The organism is Diaphorobacter ruginosibacter (assembly GCF_014395975.1).
GTDB classification, from domain to species: Bacteria; Pseudomonadota; Gammaproteobacteria; order Burkholderiales; family Burkholderiaceae_C; genus Diaphorobacter_A; species Diaphorobacter_A ruginosibacter.
This window is the reverse complement of the sequence record NZ_CP060714.1, coordinates 5,082,620-5,100,667: the sequence shown is the minus strand read 5'-3', so window position 1 is coordinate 5,100,667 and position 18,048 is coordinate 5,082,620. Positions and strand designations below refer to the sequence as shown.

Annotated in this window: 16 protein-coding genes; 1 reads left to right on the top strand and 15 read right to left on the bottom strand. The window is 64.9% G+C overall.

Features of this window, described 5'->3' with window-relative positions:
* Window positions 1-9: 9 nt before the first annotated feature.
* The gene (locus tag H9K76_RS22990) at window positions 10-1,881 is read left to right on the top strand and encodes a phosphoenolpyruvate carboxykinase (GTP) (RefSeq protein ID WP_187597547.1); all 1,872 of its coding nucleotides are present in this window, start codon (window positions 10-12) and stop codon (window positions 1,879-1,881) included.
* A 337-nt stretch (window positions 1,882-2,218) separates the two neighbouring features.
* Here the strand turns inward: H9K76_RS22990 and H9K76_RS22985 are convergent, their stop codons facing one another.
* The 15 genes from H9K76_RS22985 to H9K76_RS22915 form a co-directional block, all read right to left on the bottom strand.
* Complete coding sequence (locus H9K76_RS22985) at window positions 2,219-2,578, bottom strand: hypothetical protein (protein ID WP_187597546.1); 360 nt, start codon at window positions 2,576-2,578, stop codon at window positions 2,219-2,221.
* A gap of 233 nt (window positions 2,579-2,811) precedes the next feature.
* Entirely contained in the window at window positions 2,812-3,936 is a 1,125-nt protein-coding gene (locus H9K76_RS22980; RefSeq protein WP_187597545.1) for a porin, read from the bottom strand.
* 237 nt (window positions 3,937-4,173) lie between these two features.
* The gene (locus H9K76_RS22975; protein WP_187597544.1) at window positions 4,174-5,973 is read right to left on the bottom strand and encodes an LVIVD repeat-containing protein; all 1,800 of its coding nucleotides are present in this window, start codon (window positions 5,971-5,973) and stop codon (window positions 4,174-4,176) included.
* Window positions 5,974-6,020: 47 nt separating this feature from the next.
* A complete protein-coding gene (locus H9K76_RS22970) occupies window positions 6,021-7,067 on the bottom strand; it encodes a porin (RefSeq protein WP_187597543.1) in 1,047 nt (348 codons plus the stop codon).
* Window positions 7,068-7,784: 717 nt separating this feature from the next.
* A complete protein-coding gene (locus H9K76_RS22965; RefSeq protein WP_187597542.1) occupies window positions 7,785-8,786 on the bottom strand; it encodes an amidohydrolase family protein in 1,002 nt (333 codons plus the stop codon).
* Window positions 8,783-9,382 (bottom strand): 3-hydroxyanthranilate 3,4-dioxygenase, encoded by a 600-nt coding sequence (locus tag H9K76_RS22960; protein WP_187597541.1) that lies wholly within the window; start codon window positions 9,380-9,382, stop codon window positions 8,783-8,785. Before H9K76_RS22960 ends, H9K76_RS22965 begins: the two co-directional genes overlap by 4 nt.
* Window positions 9,383-9,408: 26 nt before the next feature.
* Window positions 9,409-9,840 (bottom strand): RidA family protein, encoded by a 432-nt coding sequence (locus H9K76_RS22955; RefSeq protein WP_187600806.1) that lies wholly within the window; start codon window positions 9,838-9,840, stop codon window positions 9,409-9,411.
* Between the two features lie 41 nt (window positions 9,841-9,881).
* Entirely contained in the window at window positions 9,882-10,667 is a 786-nt protein-coding gene (locus H9K76_RS22950) for a 2-keto-4-pentenoate hydratase (protein WP_187597540.1), read from the bottom strand.
* Window positions 10,668-10,684: 17 nt separating this feature from the next.
* Window positions 10,685-11,488 (bottom strand): 2-keto-4-pentenoate hydratase, encoded by an 804-nt coding sequence (locus tag H9K76_RS22945; RefSeq protein WP_187597539.1) that lies wholly within the window; start codon window positions 11,486-11,488, stop codon window positions 10,685-10,687.
* A 22-nt stretch (window positions 11,489-11,510) separates the two neighbouring features.
* Window positions 11,511-11,894: a RidA family protein gene (locus H9K76_RS22940; RefSeq protein WP_187597538.1), complete on the bottom strand. Its 384-nt coding sequence runs from the start codon at window positions 11,892-11,894 to the stop codon at window positions 11,511-11,513.
* A 2-nt stretch (window positions 11,895-11,896) separates the two neighbouring features.
* The gene (locus H9K76_RS22935) at window positions 11,897-13,387 is read right to left on the bottom strand and encodes a 2-hydroxymuconic semialdehyde dehydrogenase (RefSeq protein WP_187597537.1); all 1,491 of its coding nucleotides are present in this window, start codon (window positions 13,385-13,387) and stop codon (window positions 11,897-11,899) included.
* A 113-nt stretch (window positions 13,388-13,500) separates the two neighbouring features.
* A complete protein-coding gene (locus H9K76_RS22930; RefSeq protein ID WP_187597536.1) occupies window positions 13,501-14,859 on the bottom strand; it encodes an MFS transporter in 1,359 nt (452 codons plus the stop codon).
* Window positions 14,860-14,987: 128 nt separating this feature from the next.
* Window positions 14,988-15,959 carry a LysR family transcriptional regulator gene (locus H9K76_RS22925; protein WP_187597535.1) on the bottom strand — a complete coding sequence of 324 codons (972 nt, stop codon included), beginning with the start codon at window positions 15,957-15,959 and terminating at the stop codon, window positions 14,988-14,990.
* Between the two features lie 109 nt (window positions 15,960-16,068).
* Window positions 16,069-17,052: a pyridoxal-phosphate dependent enzyme gene (locus H9K76_RS22920; protein WP_223196267.1), complete on the bottom strand. Its 984-nt coding sequence runs from the start codon at window positions 17,050-17,052 to the stop codon at window positions 16,069-16,071.
* A gap of 51 nt (window positions 17,053-17,103) precedes the next feature.
* The gene (locus H9K76_RS22915; protein ID WP_187597534.1) at window positions 17,104-17,997 is read right to left on the bottom strand and encodes a GntR family transcriptional regulator; all 894 of its coding nucleotides are present in this window, start codon (window positions 17,995-17,997) and stop codon (window positions 17,104-17,106) included.
* Window positions 17,998-18,048 lie beyond the last annotated feature (51 nt).

The window sequence follows — 18,048 nt, the reverse complement described above, 5'->3', positions numbered from 1 at the left end:
AGCTTTTCAATGAACGCACCCGCCATGCAAGGCCTGGAGATTCAGGCACCCGCATACGTCAAGAACGCCAAGCTGATCGCCTGGGTCGCCGAGATGGCCGCCCTGTGCAAGCCCGCGAAGATCCACTGGTGCGACGGCTCGCAGCAGGAATACGAGGCCCTGTGCCAGCAGCTCGTTGACGCCGGCACCTTCAAGAAGCTCAATCCCGCCAAGCGCCCAGGCAGCTACCTCGCGTGGTCCGACCCCTCCGACGTGGCGCGCGTGGAAGACCGCACCTACATCTGCTCCGCCCGCAAGGAAGACGCCGGCCCCACCAACAACTGGATGGATCCGGCCGAGATGCGCGCCACGCTGAACCCGCTGTTCGACGGCTGCATGGCCGGCCGCACGATGTACGTGGTGCCGTTCTCGATGGGCCCGCTGGGCTCGCCGATCGCCCATGTGGGCGTAGAGCTCTCCGACAGCGCCTACGTGGCCGTGAACATGAAGATCATGACGCGCATGGGCAAGGCCGTGTACGACGTGATCGGCACCGACGGCGACTTCGTTCCCTGCGTGCACACCATCGGCGCCCCTCTGCAGGCCGGCGAGAAGGACACCACGAGCTGGCCCTGCAACAAGACCAAGTACATCGTCCACTATCCCGAAACACGCGAGATCTGGTCGTTCGGCTCGGGCTACGGCGGCAACGCGCTGCTGGGCAAGAAGTGCCTGGCGCTGCGCATCGCCTCGACCATGGGCCGCGAACAGGGCTGGCTGGCCGAGCACATGCTGATCCTGGGCGTCACCAACCCCGAAGGCAAGAAGTCGCACGTGGCAGCCGCTTTCCCGAGCGCCTGCGGCAAGACCAATTTCTCGATGCTGGTTCCTCCCGCCGCGTTCGACGGCTGGAAGGTCACGACCATCGGCGACGACATTGCCTGGATCAAGCCCCAGGCCGACGGCAGCCTGCGCGCGATCAACCCCGAGGCCGGCTACTTCGGTGTGGCTCCGGGCACGAACTACCATACCAACCCCAACTGCATGGCCAGCCTGGACAAGAACGTGATCTTCACGAACGTCGCGCTGACCGATGACGGCGACGTCTGGTGGGAAGGCATGGAAAAGGACCACGACGGCAAGCTGCCCGATCACCTGATCGACTGGCAGGGCAAGGACTGGACGCCGCAGATCGCCAAGGAAACCGGCGCCAAGGCCGCCCACCCCAATGCCCGCTTCACCGTGGCCGCCACCAATAACCCGGCCCTCGACGACGCCTGGGACGACCCCAAGGGCGTGAAGATCGACGCCATCATCTTCGGCGGCCGCCGCTCCACCACCGTGCCGCTGGTCACCGAGGCGCGCGACTGGAACGAAGGCGTGTACATGGCCGCGACCATGGGCTCCGAAACCACCGCTGCCGCCTTCGGCGCACAGGGCGTGGTGCGCCGCGATCCGTTCGCGATGCTGCCGTTCATGGGCTACAACATGGCCGAGTACTTCCAGCATTGGCTGGACATGGGCGCCAAGATCGAGAAGATCGGCCAGGCTCCCCTGCCCCGCATCTACACCACCAACTGGTTCCGCAAGAACGCCGAAGGCAAGTTCGTCTGGCCCGGCTACGGCGAGAACATGCGCGTGCTGAAGTGGATGCTCGATCGCATCGAAGGCAAGGCCGAAGGCCGGGAAACCGCATTCGGCGTGGCTCCGACCTACGCTGAAATCAACTGGACCGGCGTGGACTTCACACCCGAGCAGTTCGAGAGCGTGACCAGCATCGACAAGGCCGCCTGGACCGAGGAGATGAAGCTGCACACCGAGCACTTCGACAAGCTGGCATACAAGCTGCCCAAGGAAATGCTGGAGATCAAGCAAGCCCTGGAAAAGCGCCTGTTCGCGTAATCCACCCGGCTCTTCCAAAAACCGCGCATGCCCTGCGCGGTTTTTTTATGGTTCATCGCGCATTGTCGGGACAAGCAGAGGCTTTCCAAACAACAGCCTGAGCAGCGCGCGCCCCGTATGAACTGGCCACCTCAATGCTGAGATGGCCCCTCAGACGCGACGCAAAGGTGCAGACAGTACTTTGGGTACGGCAAGCCTTTGCAACAAAGTATGAGGGGCCATATCAGCACCTCCAAACGAAGACTCTCACAGCAAACGCTCAACGTCCATTCGTCACGCGACCCCATTCGACACGGCATTCCATAAAAACCCAGAACACCCGGGAACCCCCAAAGACTCAATCCAGCCGGCTGTCGTCTTCGGTGCAGGCACGCTTGAGCGCCTTGGCGGAATAATCGATCGTCTGCTTCATGGCTCCGCCCAGCAACCTGGCATCAATGTGCAGCTGGAAGTTGGCACCCGTGTTGACCTGGTAAGCCTCTGCGGTCAGCATGCCGCCGCATTGCACGGACCACTCCTTGCGGTTCTTGTTCACCAGTTGGCTGCTGCGCACGCGGCACTGCTTGAAGTGCTGGGAGAGCAACTGGTCGGGATACAGGAATCCATCCTTGTCCACCTGTTCCTTCTCGAAGCAGCGGTTCTTGGTGCGCGGGGGCTTGGCGGGCCGGTTGCCGATGGCGGACTTGGTTTCGGTCACTTCGAAGGCGCCGGTTTTTGCGGCAAGGCAGGGCGCAGCACCGGCACAGGCCAGGGCCGCAAGGAAAGCGCAGAGCGACGGGGATCGGAGCGGTGAACGAATCGGCATGGACTCGAAAATAACAGGTTCTGCACGGCCGTGCTGTCGGTGCAGCGCTCAAGCCGACCCCGGCCATCCGCTCTCGTGCCGCTCCCCGGGGCTGCGCGCCTCGTTGCGCAACCCCCGTACAGTCGTCAGAACCTGTGCGTGATGCCCAGGCCGATGCCCGATGGATCCTGCCCCGGCTTCATGCCCGCGATCGAATTGGCCGACAGGTTGTAGTTCGACGTGGCGCCGTTCGTGATCTTCGTATAGGCCGCCCACAGGTCGGTGCGCTTGGACATGCGGTACACGTAGCCCAGCGACACCTGGCTCGCATCCGCATCCGTGCCCGGAATGCCGATGCCGCCCAGCGCCTTGGTGGTATTGCCGCGCGGCGATTGCGCACGCACGTACGACGCCATCACCTCATGCTGCGGCGTGATCTGGTGCGTCACGGCGATCTGCCAGGCGTTGCGGGTCAGGCTCTGGCCGCGTTCGGGCTCGTAGCTCAGGCGCTCGAAGCTGCCGCGCAGCCGGGTGGCGCCGAACGAGTAGGCCGCAGCGATGCGGTGCGCATCGTCGTTGCTGCCGCCGTAGAAGTACGAGCGATGCTGCTCGTAACCCCAGGCCGCATACAGGGGGCCGTTCTTGTAGGTCACCAGCCCGCCGAACATGCTCGGGTTCCTGTCCGCGGTACGCTCCTCCGGCATGGCATAGGCCAGCCGAAATTCGAAGCCATTCAGGTTGGGCGACCAATACTGCAGCAGATTGGGCTGCCGGCGATCGAAGGAGGTCGGCGATACGGCATTCGCACCGGTGGCAAAGCCATTGCCCATGATGGAATTGGACGCAAAGATGCCCGCGGTGAATGGGTCGATCGCATAGACCGAGACAAAGCGCAGCGGTGCCTCCCACTGCCCCATGACGACCTGCCCCGCACGGGTCGACAATCCGATGGCCGTGTTGCGGCCGCCCCAGGGGCCCTCGCCGTTGTCCACCCGCGCATTGGTCTCGAACTGCGCCCACACCGACGTGCCGCCGCCCAGGTCCTCCTTGGCACGGAACCCCAGCACCGACAGGTTGTTGGACAGCCGGTTGGTCGACAGCGAGGGAGCGCCCCCTCCGCTGGCCCGGACATGCTCCACGTCGGCCTTCAGAAAACCATAGATGGTGACGGAGTCTCCGCCGCCTGCCTGCGCCCATGCCAGGGCCGGCGCCGCGGCGCACAGCGCCGCCACTCGCGGCCAGCCGCGTCTGCTCGTGGTGAGTTTTTTCATGTTTTCCCTTGATTTGAAATAAAGAACACAAAACAACTTATTGGTATACCAAACAAGTATTTGGGATTCAATAACAAATCAAGGCACTAATGTCTGGGGGTTTCACCTCATTTACGTCCTCTTCCAGGGCATTCGCCCCAAAAAAAGAGCCGCACGACCCAGGTCGGTGCGGCTCAAGCCCATCATTCCGCCACTGCCTGCGGAGCCGGCAGCGGTGGAACCATCGATGTCATCCCGTCAGCGCGCGGGCCATGGCTTCTTCGGCAGGCCCGTCAGGGGCTCGCCCAGCAGCGGCGACGACAGTGCGTAGGCGCCGTTTTCGGTGAAGGCCCACATGATGTTGCGGTCGTATTCCGTGTACATCGCGAGCACGCCCTTGCCCAGCGTATAGCCTGGCAGCTGGGTCTGGTCCGCCAGCGGCGGCACGAAGTAGCCCGCGATCTTCGGCTCCGCCGGATTGCTCACGTCGAACATCTGCACGCCGGCGTTGTAGAACGAATACGGAATGATGTTCTGGCGCCAGCCGCCAGGCTGCCCGATGGCATTGGAGCGCTTGGGCCCGAAGTTGCCGCCGCGCTGGCAGAAGTCGGTGTAGGGCGCGCCTTCCGGTGGCTTGGGACGTGGCAGCGTGGTCGCCACCTTCATCCGGGCCGGATCCTTCGCGTTCACCACGAAGATGTCCTTGTAGGGCTCATAGCAGTCGCGGTTCATCGGATAGCCGCTGGTGAACACATAGCCCGTGCGCTCGTACTGGCTCACGTCGGCGTTGTCGTACTCGGTGCCGGCAAACGATGGCGGCGTGTTCACGTTGCCAAGGATCTTCGGATGGGCCGGATCGCTCATGTCGAACGACCACAGCCCCAGGCCGCCCATGGCGCCGAAGCCGACCTTGCCGCCGTCCTCGAGCGGCTTGGGCAGGAACATCGGAATGCGCGCACCCATCCACGATGCGCGGTTGCCGGCGCGCGGGTTCTGCAGGTACGCGAAGATGCTGTCCTTGTCGTCCACCACCTGGCCGGGCACGGTCACCTGCGAGACGAACTTCGGATCGGCCGGATCCGACATGTCCCAGACCTGGTAGCCCGGCGAGTACAGATAGTTCGGATACTCGGTAAGCGCATAGCTGTCGTTGGGCGCCGCCGCAAGGATCATGTACTTGCCGCCGTAGTACTCGGGCGAGTCGAGCGAGCCCGAGCCCTGCTGCTGCCCGATCGGTGCATCGGGATGCTGGTAGTCGGTGGTGCGCGTGGCGATCAGCTTCCAGTCTCCCGGCAGCGGGCCATTCATCTCGTAGACCTTGAAACCCTTGAGCGAGCTGTAGCTGCGCTGCGCCGCCACCTTCTCGGGCTCCTTCATCTTCTCGTTCATCAGGCCATAGCGACCGATCTCGTACGAGGCCACCATCACCGGCTTGTTGAGCTTCTTGCTCCAGGCGATGGTCGCGCCGCCCAGGTAGTCGGTCACGGTCGCTGCGTTCCAGCGCTCGCTCGGCCCCTTCGGACCCCAGACCGCGCCCTTGGAGAACACCACCTTGGCGTTCGCCGGATCGGTCACGTCCATGATCCGCAGGTAGTCGCGGTCGTGGATGTACAGATAGCGCTTGCCGTCGAAGTCGATGATGTTGTTCCAGGCATGGAAGGGCGAGCCGACGCCCTCATAGAACGCCAGCACCTTGACGTTCCTGGTGAACGTGGTCTTGTCCCAGTGGTCCAGCATGCCGGGGAATTTCTGGCCCTTGTGCACTTCCGGCGTGGCCTTGGGCCAGACGAACTCGCCGGTCTTGGGGTTCATGCCGTAGTCGACACCCGCCTTCAGGTCCTTGGGCGTGCGGTCGGGCGTGGCGGCCAGCCATTTGGCGAGCCAGGGATCCTTGATGTCCGGGGTGCCGGGCACGAAGTCGGGATCGACGGCTGCCGCGGGCACTGCAGGCGCAGCGGCCTTGTCCTGCGCAAAGGCGGCTGCGCCGAGTGCCGCCAGCAGCAGGGCGGCGGCCGCCGGCTTGCTGAGGGTGCGGGGTGTGCGAATGCTCGATGTCATGGTGTGAATCTCTTGGAAAGCAAAAAATGCTGGAGGGCGCCGCGCGATCAGAACGCGTGGCGGATGCCGAAGGCAATGCCTGTCGGGCTCTGGCCCGCGGAGGGGCTGGCGCTCCAGCTCACGGGGTAGGCCAGCGCCACGTCCTTCTTGTTCTTCACGTGCGATGCGAGGATGTAGACATCCGTGCGCTTGGACAGGCCATGCGTCACACCCAGCGTCAGGCCGTCGGCCGTGCCGATGTCCACGTTCTTGTCGTCCTTGCGGTGCACGTAGCTGGCATGCACGCGCGTGCGGTCGGTGATGTTCCAGCGCACGCCCAGTTGCGTGTCCCAGCCCTTGGAGGTGAAGCCGACGTAAGGCGGATAGGCATAGTAGCCATCGTAGGTGTGGAAGACGAAGGTGGGCTCGACGCTGCCGATGCGGTAGGTGGCCGACAGGTAGTTGTCGCGCGCGCTGCGCATTTCCGTCTTGTTGAAGACGTCGCGCTGGTACATCTTCTCGGCGGCGAAGCCGACGAACAGCGGGCCGCTGCGGTACTCTGCCGCCGCGCTCATGAAGCGGCCGGCCTTCGAGCCGTCTTCCTTGCCGAAGGCATACATGAAGCGCCCCGTCAGGCCCCCGAAGTTCGGTGTCCTGTACTGCAGGGCATTGTCGACCCGGTACGAGGCGTAGAAGAACTGCATGGCGTTGACCATGCTGTAGGCCGATGCCCAGTTCGGATCGGCATATCCCGCCACCCAGAAGGACGGCGTGAACTGGCGACCCATCGTGACATCGCCCCAGTCGCCGCGCAGGCCGACGAACGATTGGCGGAACTGGGAGTTCATCTCGCCCGTGTCAGCCGAGAACATCGGCTCGATGGTGAAGTAGGCGCGGCTGTTGCCACCCAGGTCCTCGATGCCGCTGATGTTGAAGCGCGAGTTGTTCAGCCCCCCGCTGCTGATGCGCTTGAGCGAACCGTTCTTGCCCGAATCCTTCAGGTATTCCAGATTCAGGTCGACGAAGCCCGAGAGCGACACCTTCGATTGCGCGAATGCCGCGCCGCCCACGAGCAGCAGAGCCGCGGCCGCCACCAGTCTCTTGTTTGTCTTCATGTGTGATAAGTCTCCAGTTGAATGATTTTTCTGTTCGTCCGGCACGTCGGGGAACGCGCGGGAGCCTGTCCTGTCTTGTGTTGTTCCGTCTTTCCGTCTTTCCGTCTTTCCGTCTTTCCGTCCGGCCTTCCGATGCTCCGGATGTCTCGCAATGCCTGTACTCCGTTCACCTGTGTCGATGTGTCTTCCATGGTCCGGCTCACCCTCTTGCGAGGGCCGCATCCGGCTTCCTTACGGATGCGTGAGACGGCAGATCAGGCGATCAATCCATCAAAAAATACATCAACAGTGTTAGGTATACCAACAAAATATTCTTCATGCAATCAGATATCGTTGGAATGAAGAATATCTACGTGAAAACGAGCATGAAATTCCATGTCAAACGCACCGGGTAGCGTCTCTTTTCGGCATCGGATGGCACGTACCCATGCAGGTCATATCTCCCCGAAAAGTGCTTTTTTCAAGGCACTTTTCCGCGTTCCAGGAGCCATCAGAGGCATTCATTCGGACTGCGTTCAAGCACACGGCGACGGCACGCTCCATGGCACACCTGGAGGCACAATGAATCAGGAAAAGAAAGGTAGCCCAACTTGGTATACCAAGTCGAAATCCATCATTGCAATGAACGGGGCGAAGCAGGCCGGAGCACCTGGTGGTGCCCGGCACGGGGTCGGCGCACGGCAGGGAAGGCCCCGCCGGTGCGAACCTCGGGCCTGATCAGGCGGGGTCGAGGCCGAAGAATTTGCGCGCGTTGCGCTCGAGGATGTCGTCGCGCTGCGCCGCGTCCAGGAAGGAAACATCCTTCACCAGCTGGCCGATGCGCTGCTCGCCGAGTGGATAGGGATAGTCGGAGCCCAGCATGATGTTGTCGGTGCCCATCACGTCCACCAGCAGCCTGAGCGCCCCTGGATCGAACACGGCCGAGTCCACGAACATGCGGCGTGCGTACTCCGAGGGCGGACGCGGACAGTCCTTGCGCACGATGTCACGGTGCTTCCATGCGTTGTCGGCCCGGCCCAGCAGATAGGCAAAGCTTCCGCCGCCGTGGGCAAAACAGATCTTCAGCGATTCGGGAATGCGCTCGAAGGCGCCGGAGAGAATCAGCGACATCATGGACAGCTGCGTCTCCGCTGCCATCGTCACGAGCCACGGCAACATCCAGTTCTTCATGCGCCCGGGGCTTCCCATCATGTCCCACGGGTGCTCGAGGATCGGGATGCCGTTCTCGGCGCAGTGGATCAGAAAGTCGACGATGTCCGGATGGTCCATGTCCTTGTCGCCGACGTGATTGCCGATCTGCACGCCCACACAGCCCGCCTTCATGGCACGCGATGCCTCGTCGCAGGCGAGCTTCAGGTCCTGCAGCGGCACCTGGGCCAGCGGCTTGAACCGCGTGGGGTGCTTCGCGCAGAACTCCACGGCCTTCTGGTTCATCCGTGCGGACCAGTCGGCGGCCTTCGCGGCCTCCCACGAGTAGCCGAACATCACCGGCGTCGCGCAGACGATCTGCACGCTGATGCCCTGTTCATCCATTTCCCTCAAGCGGAAATCCGGATCCCACAGCGCCTCGTACACGGGGCGAAACGGCTTGTCGCCCACCATGATCTGGCCTTCGGCAGCGCCGGGCTCCACTGCGATCCACGGTGCCAGCTCGGCATCGACCGCAGCGGCTTCCTGCCGTGTGATCAGCGGGAAGAAATGCGAATGCATGTCGATCATGCGGAGGCTCCTCCGGCGTTCCCGGCGGCGGTATTGACCTTCGAGGTCGCGAGCTGCCTGTGCCACTCCTGGTACCCGCGTCCCGGATGCACCGTGCCGCAGCCGGCGCATGTGCGCTCCTGCTCGCTGGTGGCGTAGAACTGTTCATACACCGGCGGCAGGTCCAGCACGATGCTCTGCAGTCCGAACTCGTAGCGCTTGATGAGATGACCGCAGCAAGCGCAGTTCCATTGCAGAGCATCATGTTCCTCGGGGCGGCGCGTGTGCTCCACCACAAGGCACAGGCTGCCGGCCTCGGGGCGCTGGGGCGAGTGCAGCACATGCTTGGGCAGCAGGAAGATGTCGCCCTCGCGCAGGTCCACGCGCTCGAACTTCCCGCGGTCGAGAATCACCAGGTGCGCGTTGCCCTTGAACTGGTAGAAGAACTCCTCGATGGGGTCGTCGTGGAAGTCAGAGCGGCCGTTGGGTCCGCCCACCACGGTCACCAGGAAGTCGCCGTCCTTCCAGACCTGGGCATTGTTCACGGGTGGTTTGAGCAGGTGCTCGTTCTCGTCGATCCAGCGCTTGAAGTTGAGCGCGCGTCCGTACTTGAGCATGGTGTCTGTCTCCTTGGGAGTGCGGTTCACTTGGCGAGCGGGCGATAGGCCACGCCCTTGATCTCGATGAGCAGGTGCGGGTGCGGCAACTGGTGCACTGCCACCGTGGTACGGGTAGGGCCGCTGAAGTCGAAGTATTCCGCCCAGACTTCGTTGTAGCCGCCAAAGTCGTTCATGTTCACAAGGAACACGCCGCACTCCACCAGGTCGGCCAGGTCCGCGCCCTCGCTCTTCAGGATGTCGCGGATGTTCTCGATCACCGCACGCGTCTGCGCTCGGATGTCGAGATTGGTCACGCCCATGGCATCAACCTGCACGCCCTCGAACGTGTTGTCCGTGCGGCGCGAGCTCGTGCCCGAGATATAGAGAAAATCGCCTGCCCGCTTGATGTGCGGAAACTTGCCGCGCGGTGTGGCCTTGCCCTGCACCACCGTGGCCTTGATCTGGTTGTCGGACATCTTCATGGTCTCCTTCGGTACCGTGTCTGCTGCCGGCCGCGTCAGGCGGCCGCCGTGTGGAACATCACCGAGCCGAGCGACGTGGCACCGCTGCCGATGTGGCATTCCACGGTCACGCCGGGCGCCAGCGCCTCCGCGGCCGTGGCGGCGCCGGCCATGATGAGCGAGCCGGCGGGCAGGCTCATTTCGGCATCGTGCAACAGCCGCGAGGCCTGCACGATGGAGCGTAGCGGCTGCCCCAGAATGGCCGCGGTGGAGCCCACCTGGACATTCCGGCCATTGATCTGCATGCGCACGCCGGCATGGGACAGCGCATCGAAGTTGCGCGACCACGGGCCCACCACCAGCCCGGCCGACGAGCAGTTGTCCGCGACCACGTCCTCGAGCGTGAACTTGAAGTTGCGGTAGCGCGAGTCGATGAGCTCCATCGCGGGCGCGACGGCCTCGAGATAGTCCACGGCCTCGAGTGCCGTGAGCGGCCCGTCGATCACGCGGCGCGTGACGAAGCAGACCTCGGGCTCCACGCGGGGATGGATGTAGCGCGCAAGGTCCACCACTGCGCCCTCCTCCTCCACCATGCGATCGGTGAGCAGGCCCCAGATCAGGCTGTCCACCCCCATCTGGATCATCTTGGCGCGACTGGTGAAGCCGAGCTTGATGCCCACCATGCTCTCGCCGCGCTGCACGCGCCGCTCTATCGACGCGCGCTGGATGCGGTACGCCTCCTCCAGCGTGAAATGGCCTGCTGCAAACTGGTCGACCTCGGCCGCATGGCGCGCGGCGTCGTCCAGCACCTGCGCCACTTGCGCGATCTTCTGGTTGCTCATGGTCTGGCTCTCCACTGTCATTGCTGGTTGCCGAACACGGCGCTCACGGAGCCGAGTCCCTCGATCTGCGCGGTGAACACATCACCCGGCCTGGCCACGACCATGGGCCCCAGCGCCCCCGTCATCACCACATCACCGGCACGCAGCGGCGTGCCCATGCGCACCATGGTGTTGGCCAGCCAGACGGCCGCATTCAGCGGATTGCCGAGGCACGCCGCCCCGACACCCACCGACACCGGCTCGCCGCGACAGTCCATGCGCATGCCGCAGGCGGCGAGGTCCAGCCTTGCGAGCTGCACGGGGCGCGTTCCCATCACGAACAGCGAGGAGGACGCGTTGTCGGCCACAGTGTCCGTCAGCCGGATGTCCCAATTGGCGATGCGGCTGCCGACGATCTCGATGGACGCCACCGCATAGGCCGTGGCGCTCATGATGTCGGCCACCGTGTGGCGCTCGTGCGTGAGGTCGCGCTCGAGCACCAGCGAGATCTCGGCCTCGGCCTTGGGCTGCATGAGGCGGCTCCAGGCGATCTCCTCGCCGTCGCCCACGGCCATCTCGGCGAACAGCGCGCCGAAGTCGGGTGAATCCACTCCGAGCTGCTTCTGCACCGCCCGGGATGTGAGACCGATCTTGCGCCCCACGAGCCTGTGTCCCTGCCGCAGGCGGCGCGCGGTGATGTCCTGCTGCACGGCATAGGCCGCCGCGATGCTGTCGCCGCCCAGCGCCGCGATGTCGTCACGGATCGGCGCGATCGGCGTTCCGCTCTGCTCGGCCTTCCACAGGCGGTCGGCAATGGATTGGAGTTGTTCGTTCGTCGGCATGGAGTGTTCTCGTCAGGAGGCGTCAGCCTCGGTGAAACATGAATTCGATCTCGATCTGTGCGGAGAGCGGCAGCGCGCTCACGCCGACCGACGTGCGCGCGGGCGGCGGGGTGTCGGCGAACTGTCTCTCCCACACCGCGTTGATGCGCGGGAACTGGTCCATGCACGTGGTGTAGATGCGAGCGAGCACCAGGTCCTGCATGGCAAAGCCATACTCGGGCAACGCGAGGAGCAGGTTGTCGAAGATGCGCTGCGTCTGCGCGGCCACGTCGCCATCGATCAGCGTGCCGCTGTCGGGGTCCAGCGCGACCATGCCCGAGACGATGCCCATCGGGCCGCTTTTCACACAGGGCGTATACAGGAAACGCGGCTGGGGCCCGCGGGTGGCGGTGATCCGCTCGATCATGCTCAGATCGCCACGCAGATGTTGGTGGTCTCGGAGTAGAAGTCGAGCGAGTAGCGCCCTCCTTCACGACCGATGCCCGAGAGCTTGGAGCCGCCGAACGGCGTGCGCAGGTCGCGCGAGAACCAGGTGTTGATCCACACGATGCCCGCGTGGAACTGGCGCGAGACACGGTGCGCGCGCGAGAGATTGGTCGTCCACACGCAACCCGCAAGGCCGTATGCCGTGTCGTTCACGCGGGCGATCACTTCTTCCTCGGTGTCGAACGGACTCAGGTGGCAGACGGGGCCAAAAACTTCCTCGCGCATGCAGCGCGCGGTATCGGGAAGGCCGGTCCAGATCGTGGGCTGGACGAAGGCGCCGTTGTCGCGCGCGTCGCCGAACTTCGGCACGCCGCCCCCGGTCACCACGGTCGCGCCCTCCTCCACCGCCAGGCGGTAGTACGACAGCACCTTGTCGCGGTGCTCGTGGGAAATCAGCGATCCCATGAACACGCCCTCCTCGTCGGGCCAGCCGATGGAGAGCGCCTCCGTCCGGGCCTTGAGCGCGGCGACGAACCGGTCGAAGATCGAGCGCTGCACGAACACGCGCTCGGAGCACAGGCACACCTGGCCCGAATTGGTGAAGCTCGACTTGACGATGCCGTCCACGGCCTTGTCGAAATCGCAGTCCTCGAAAACGATGGCGCCGTTCTTGCCGCCGAGCTCGAACGAGATGTCCTTCACGCCATCGGCCACGGCCTTCATGATGGCGGCACCGGTGCGCGATTCACCGGTGAAGGTGACGGCATCCACGCCGGGGTGCTGGGTCATCGCCTCGCCCGCGGAGCCCGGGCCGAAGCCGTGCACCAGGTTGAAGACGCCGGGCGGCACGCCGGCCTCGTCGAAGGCCTCGGCCAGCAGCGTGGCGGACGACGGCGTCTCCTCCGAGGGCTTCACGACCATGGTGTTGCCGCAGATGAGGGCCGGGCCGGCCTTCCATGTCATGGACAGCAGCGGCAGGTTCCATGGGCAGATGCTCGCGACCACGCCGAGCGGTTTGCGCACCGTGTAGTTCATCAGGTCCTGGCCGTTGGCAAGGCGCGTCTCGAAGTACTCGCCGTTGGCGACCTTGCCCAGGTCCGCGAACGTGCGCAGATTGGCCATGCCGCGGTAGATGTCGAGGGCGCGCGCCTGCGCGATCGGTCGGCCGGTGTCGGCCACCTCGGCGGCGACGAACTCGTCGAAACGGCGCTCGATCACATCGGCCACCTTGTACAGCAGCTGTGCGCGCTCCTGCACGCTCATCGCGCCCCAGGGCCCGTTCAGCGCCTTGCGCGCCGCCTTCACGGCACGGTCCACCAGCGCCGCGTCGGCCTCATGCACCTTGGCCAGCAGGGTGCCGTCGAGCGGGCTGACGTTGTCGAAGGTCTTGCCGGTCTCGACGAACTGGCCGTCCACGTAGTTGCGCAGCGATGCCAGGGTACGGGGCAGGCCAAAGCGCGGGGCTTGCGTCATGTTTCTTCTCTCCACGAAAACGGTCCGATGCCTTGCAGTCTAGGCAGGGCGGGGGCGGCTGGATAATGAATTCGATTCGCCAAAATATTCCTGAAAGGAATACATGCAGGGATTCAACCCATGGCACTGCCCATACGGCTGCGCACCAGGTCGGACCGGCCGTGCTGCACCAGCAGGATGCTGCAGGCCGCCACGATGGCCGGGATCGCGATCGCCATGAAATTGCTGGCAAGCGGCAGGTCCATGTTCACGATCATGCCGATCACGATGGGTGCCAGGATCGCACCGACCCGGCCCACTCCGAGCATCATGCCGACGCCCGTCGAACGCGCCGTCGTGGGATAGAACTGGCTGCAGTAGGCGCATGTCATGGTCTGCGTTCCGATCGTGCAGGCGCCCGCGATCGCCACCACCAGGAACAGCGCGGGCGTGGGCAGCCTGTGGCCCATCAGCGTGATCGCCACGGCAGCCATCACGAACATCAGGAAGGTCACCAGCTTGATGTGCAGGCGGTCGGCCACCCAGCCCGCGCACACGGCGCCCACGGTGGCGCCCACATTGAGCACCAGCACGAAGGTCAGCGCCGAGCCCAGGCTGTAGCCGGCCTGCGCCATGAGCTTGGTCAGCCACGAGTTGAGCGCATACACCATGAACAGCGCCATGAAGCAGGTCAGCCAGAACATCAGCGTGCTGAAGGCCCGCCCCTGCGAGAACAGCTCGCCGAAGGCCGACTGCCGGCCGGCACCCTCCTCCGCGGCGCCCGCGGCCGCACCCGACAGCACGAACCGGTCGTCGTCCCGGGGCGCGTAGCCAGGGTTCATGCGGGTGAGCACGCGCTTGAGCTGTTCGGTCTGCCCCTTGCGCAGCATGAAGCCCAGCGACTCGGGCATCTGCAGCCAGATCAGCGGAAGCAGCACCACGGGTGCGGCGGCCGCAAGGAACACCGTCTGCCAGCCATAGGTTTCTATCAGCCCCTTGCCGAGGATGGCCGCCAGCATGCCCCCTACCGAGTAGCCGCTGAACGTGAGCGTGATCAGCGTGCTGCGCATGCGCAAAGGCGAATAGTCGGTCATCTGCGCGATCACGTTCGGCATCACGCCGCCGATGCCCAGGCCCGCGATGAAACGCATCATGCTGAACGAGACGGGATCGCGCATCAGCCCCGCCAGCGCCGTGAACAGGCTGAAGATCGCGATGCACAGGCACATCACCAGGCGGCGTCCGTAGCGATCCGACAGGCCGCCGAACACGACGTTGCCGAACATCATGCCGAACAGCGCGGAGCTGGCCATGAAGCCGGCCTGCGTGGCATCGACCCCCATGTCCTTCATGATCGATGGCAGGGCAATGCCCACCACGGCCAGGTCGTAGCCATCGAACACGATGGCCAGTGCGCACCAGATCAGCACGATCCAGTGAAAACGGGTGAACGGCGCCTCGTCCGAGGCGCGCTGCAGGTCGATCTGTCGCATGTCTGTCTCCTTGGACTCCCGCGCTGCGCCGGGCGGTCCGATGAGGAGACTGTATTCAGCGGACGTCGGCCTGGATAATGAATTCGAGGCGCGTTGTTATAAACCGCAGGAATACAAACACCGTGTTGTCATTCCTGGGCAGATGCTTCGCGCAACGCACGGATGAAGCTCTGCACGATGACGCTCTGCTCACGGTCGGAGCGGATCGTGTATCCCATCGACGTGGCCTCGCTCAGGTGGTCGAACGCGAGCACCTTCACCAGCCCCAGCGCCTCGAAGCGGCGCGCCACCGAGCTCGGCATGATGCAGACCATGTTCCACTGCACGATCAGCTCGAGATTGGTGAGGATGGACACCGACTCGATCACATGCTCGGGCATGGGCAGCTGCTGTTCGCGAAAGAACTTGAGCACCGCGCGGTAGGTGGCCGAATCGCGCGTGGGAACGATCCACTCCAGATCATGGAGCTCGGCCAGCGACACCGGCCTGCGCCGCCGGGCCAGCGGATGCTGGGCCGACACCACCACGTTCAGCCCTTCCTCGTAGAGCGGCACGTGGCGCAGCGAGCTCAGCCCCCGGCGGTCGGGCAGGAACACGCTGGCATCCTCGGGAAGAATGCCCAGGACGATGTCCACGTCGCCCTTGAGCAGCATCGGATAGAGCGTGGAGTTTGCCCCCACCTTCACCGTCACCACCACCTGCGGGGCGATGCGCCGGAGCATGCCGAGCGCATTCGGCAGCATGGTGGCCGACGCGGCGATCAGCGTGCCGACGATCAGGTGCCCCGCCGTGCCGGACTTCCACGAAGCGAGGTCTTCCGAGAGATAGCGCAGCTGGGACAGCATGAGCTTGGCATGGTGCTCGAACTGCCGCCCCACGTCGGTGAGGGCCATGCCCTTCTTGCTGCGCTCGAACAACGTCACGCCCAGTTGCTGCTCGAGGTCCTGGATCGACTTGCTGATGGCGGGCTGCGTCATCGCGAGCTCGCGCGAGGCCGCCAGCACCGATCCGGACTCGATCACCTTGGTGAAGATGGCCAGTTGCTGGAGCCGCAGGCGCCGCGCGAGCGCCAGGCCGGATTGGAGTTCAGGATCGTGCATGTGCGTGGGAAGGCAGGTGCATGCAAGCGTAACCGATTCCGCGCATGCGCCATGTGGGCGGGGCCGGCCCGGCCCCGCACCACCTCGCATCGTCTCGCGTCCTCTCGTATTACCTCGCGACAGGCACCTGTCCGTTCAGGACCGATACATAGTCCGCCGCATCGATGTTGCCGCCCGAGATCACGCAGACCACGTCGCCCTTCACGCGCGGATCGTGCAGGGCCGCTGCCAGCGAGGCGGCGCCAGCCCCTTCCGCCACCACCTTGGCCTTGGCGAACAGCAGCTGCATGGCCTCCACCACCTGCGCCAGCGTGACCACGCTGGTGCCATCGATCAGATCGCGCACGATGGGCCACAGCGCGGGCACCACCGACGGGCCGCCGATGCTCTTGATGAACGAGTTGCGGGCTTCCACCTGCACCACGCCGCCAGCGGCCAGCGCGGCGGTGGCCGGCACCGCATGCTCGCCCTCCACCGCCAGCACCTTCACACCCGGCTGCAGCGCGCGAATGGCCGATGCGATGCCGGTGGCAAGGCTGCCGCCGCCGATCGGCGTCAGCACCCAGTCGGGCCTCGGCAGGTCTTCCAGGATCTCCAGGCCGATGGAGCCGTTGCCTGCCAGCACGCCGTTGTCGGTGACCGGGTTGATCAGCAGCTCGGGCGCGTCGGGCGCATCCTCCTCGGTGATGTAGTCCCACCAGGTCTCGCCGGTGATGAAGCGCACGTCGCCGCCGAGCCTGCGCACCCCCTCGATCTTGGTGAGAGGCGCATCGGCCATCATGTAGGCCGCCATCGGAATCCCCAGCTGCCGTGCGGCCCATGCCGTGCCGTAGGCCATGTTGCCCGAGCTGGCGACGGCCACGCCCCGCGCCAGCGCGTGCCGTTCGCGCGCCAGCAGCGCGGACAGCGCCGGGCGCAGCTTGAACGCGCCGATGGGCTGCAGGGTCTCCAGCTTGACGAAGACGCGCCGGTCCGCGAGCGGCAGGCCCAGGTCGATGAGCGGGGTGCGGCGCACGTAGGGCGCGATGCGCTCGCGCGCGGCGGCCATCTCCGCCATTGTGGGACGCCGGGGCTGGTTGCGTTGTGGCTTCACGGGCCTGTCTCCTGTCCGATGTTCTTCTTCGTCGCGGCCGCCGCAGCCGCTTTACGCGGCGCGCTTTCTGCGGGCCGCCGGGGTAGCTGTCGCCGGCCTGGCTGCCACCACCTTCTTCGCCGCCGGCGCGGGTGTTTTCGTCGCGGCCTTCATGGCCTTTGCCGCCTTCCCTCCGGCAGGCCTGGCGGCCGGAGCGGCGGTTGTCTCCTTGCGCCGCGCAAGCTGCTCCTGCACGGCGCTGGTGCGTTCGAACACGTCCATGGTCGTACCCGCGTGCTCGGCCATCAGCATGAGCGCCCGGTCCACGTCGCGGTCCAGCACGGCCTGCAGCAGCTCGGTGTGATGCTCCGGGCTCATCGCGTTGCGCAGCGCATCGAATGCCTCCTGCGCGTTGGCCTCCTTGTTCCGGAACACCGGCAGGATCGCCAGCACGCGGTGGTGGCGCTGCAGCTGTTCATGGATCTGCGCCTGGAAGCGCAGCAGCCACTTGGAGACGGCCGCGCTCAGCAGCGTCTGGTGGAAGGCCGCATGCAGGTTTTCCCACTGGCTCAGGGTTTCATCCGAGGGATCGTCCACCGGCAGGGTGCAGCGGATCAGGCGATGGTGCGCCGCCACCAGCGTGGCCTCCCATTCCGCATCGCCGTTCTCTATGGCTTCCTTCAGCAGCGGCAACTCGATGGCCTGGCGCGCGCGCTGCAGGTCGTCGAGTTCCTCGCTCGACACTGGGGCGACGGCGAATCCGCGATTGCGCCGGTAGACCACCAGGCGCTCCGCCTCCAGCCGCGCCAGCGCCTCGCGCACCGGAGTCCAGCTCAGCCCGTAGGTGGCCTTGAGCGCGGTGGGGCGCAGCGCCGTGTCGGCAGGCAATCTGGCGGCCAGGATTTCGCGGCGCAGCAGCTGATAGGCCGCGTCGGTCTTGGAATCTCCTTCATGGGTCGTCGCCATTGGCATACCTTTCATCCGAGGGTAAATACCAAGATATATATCTGGTATGTA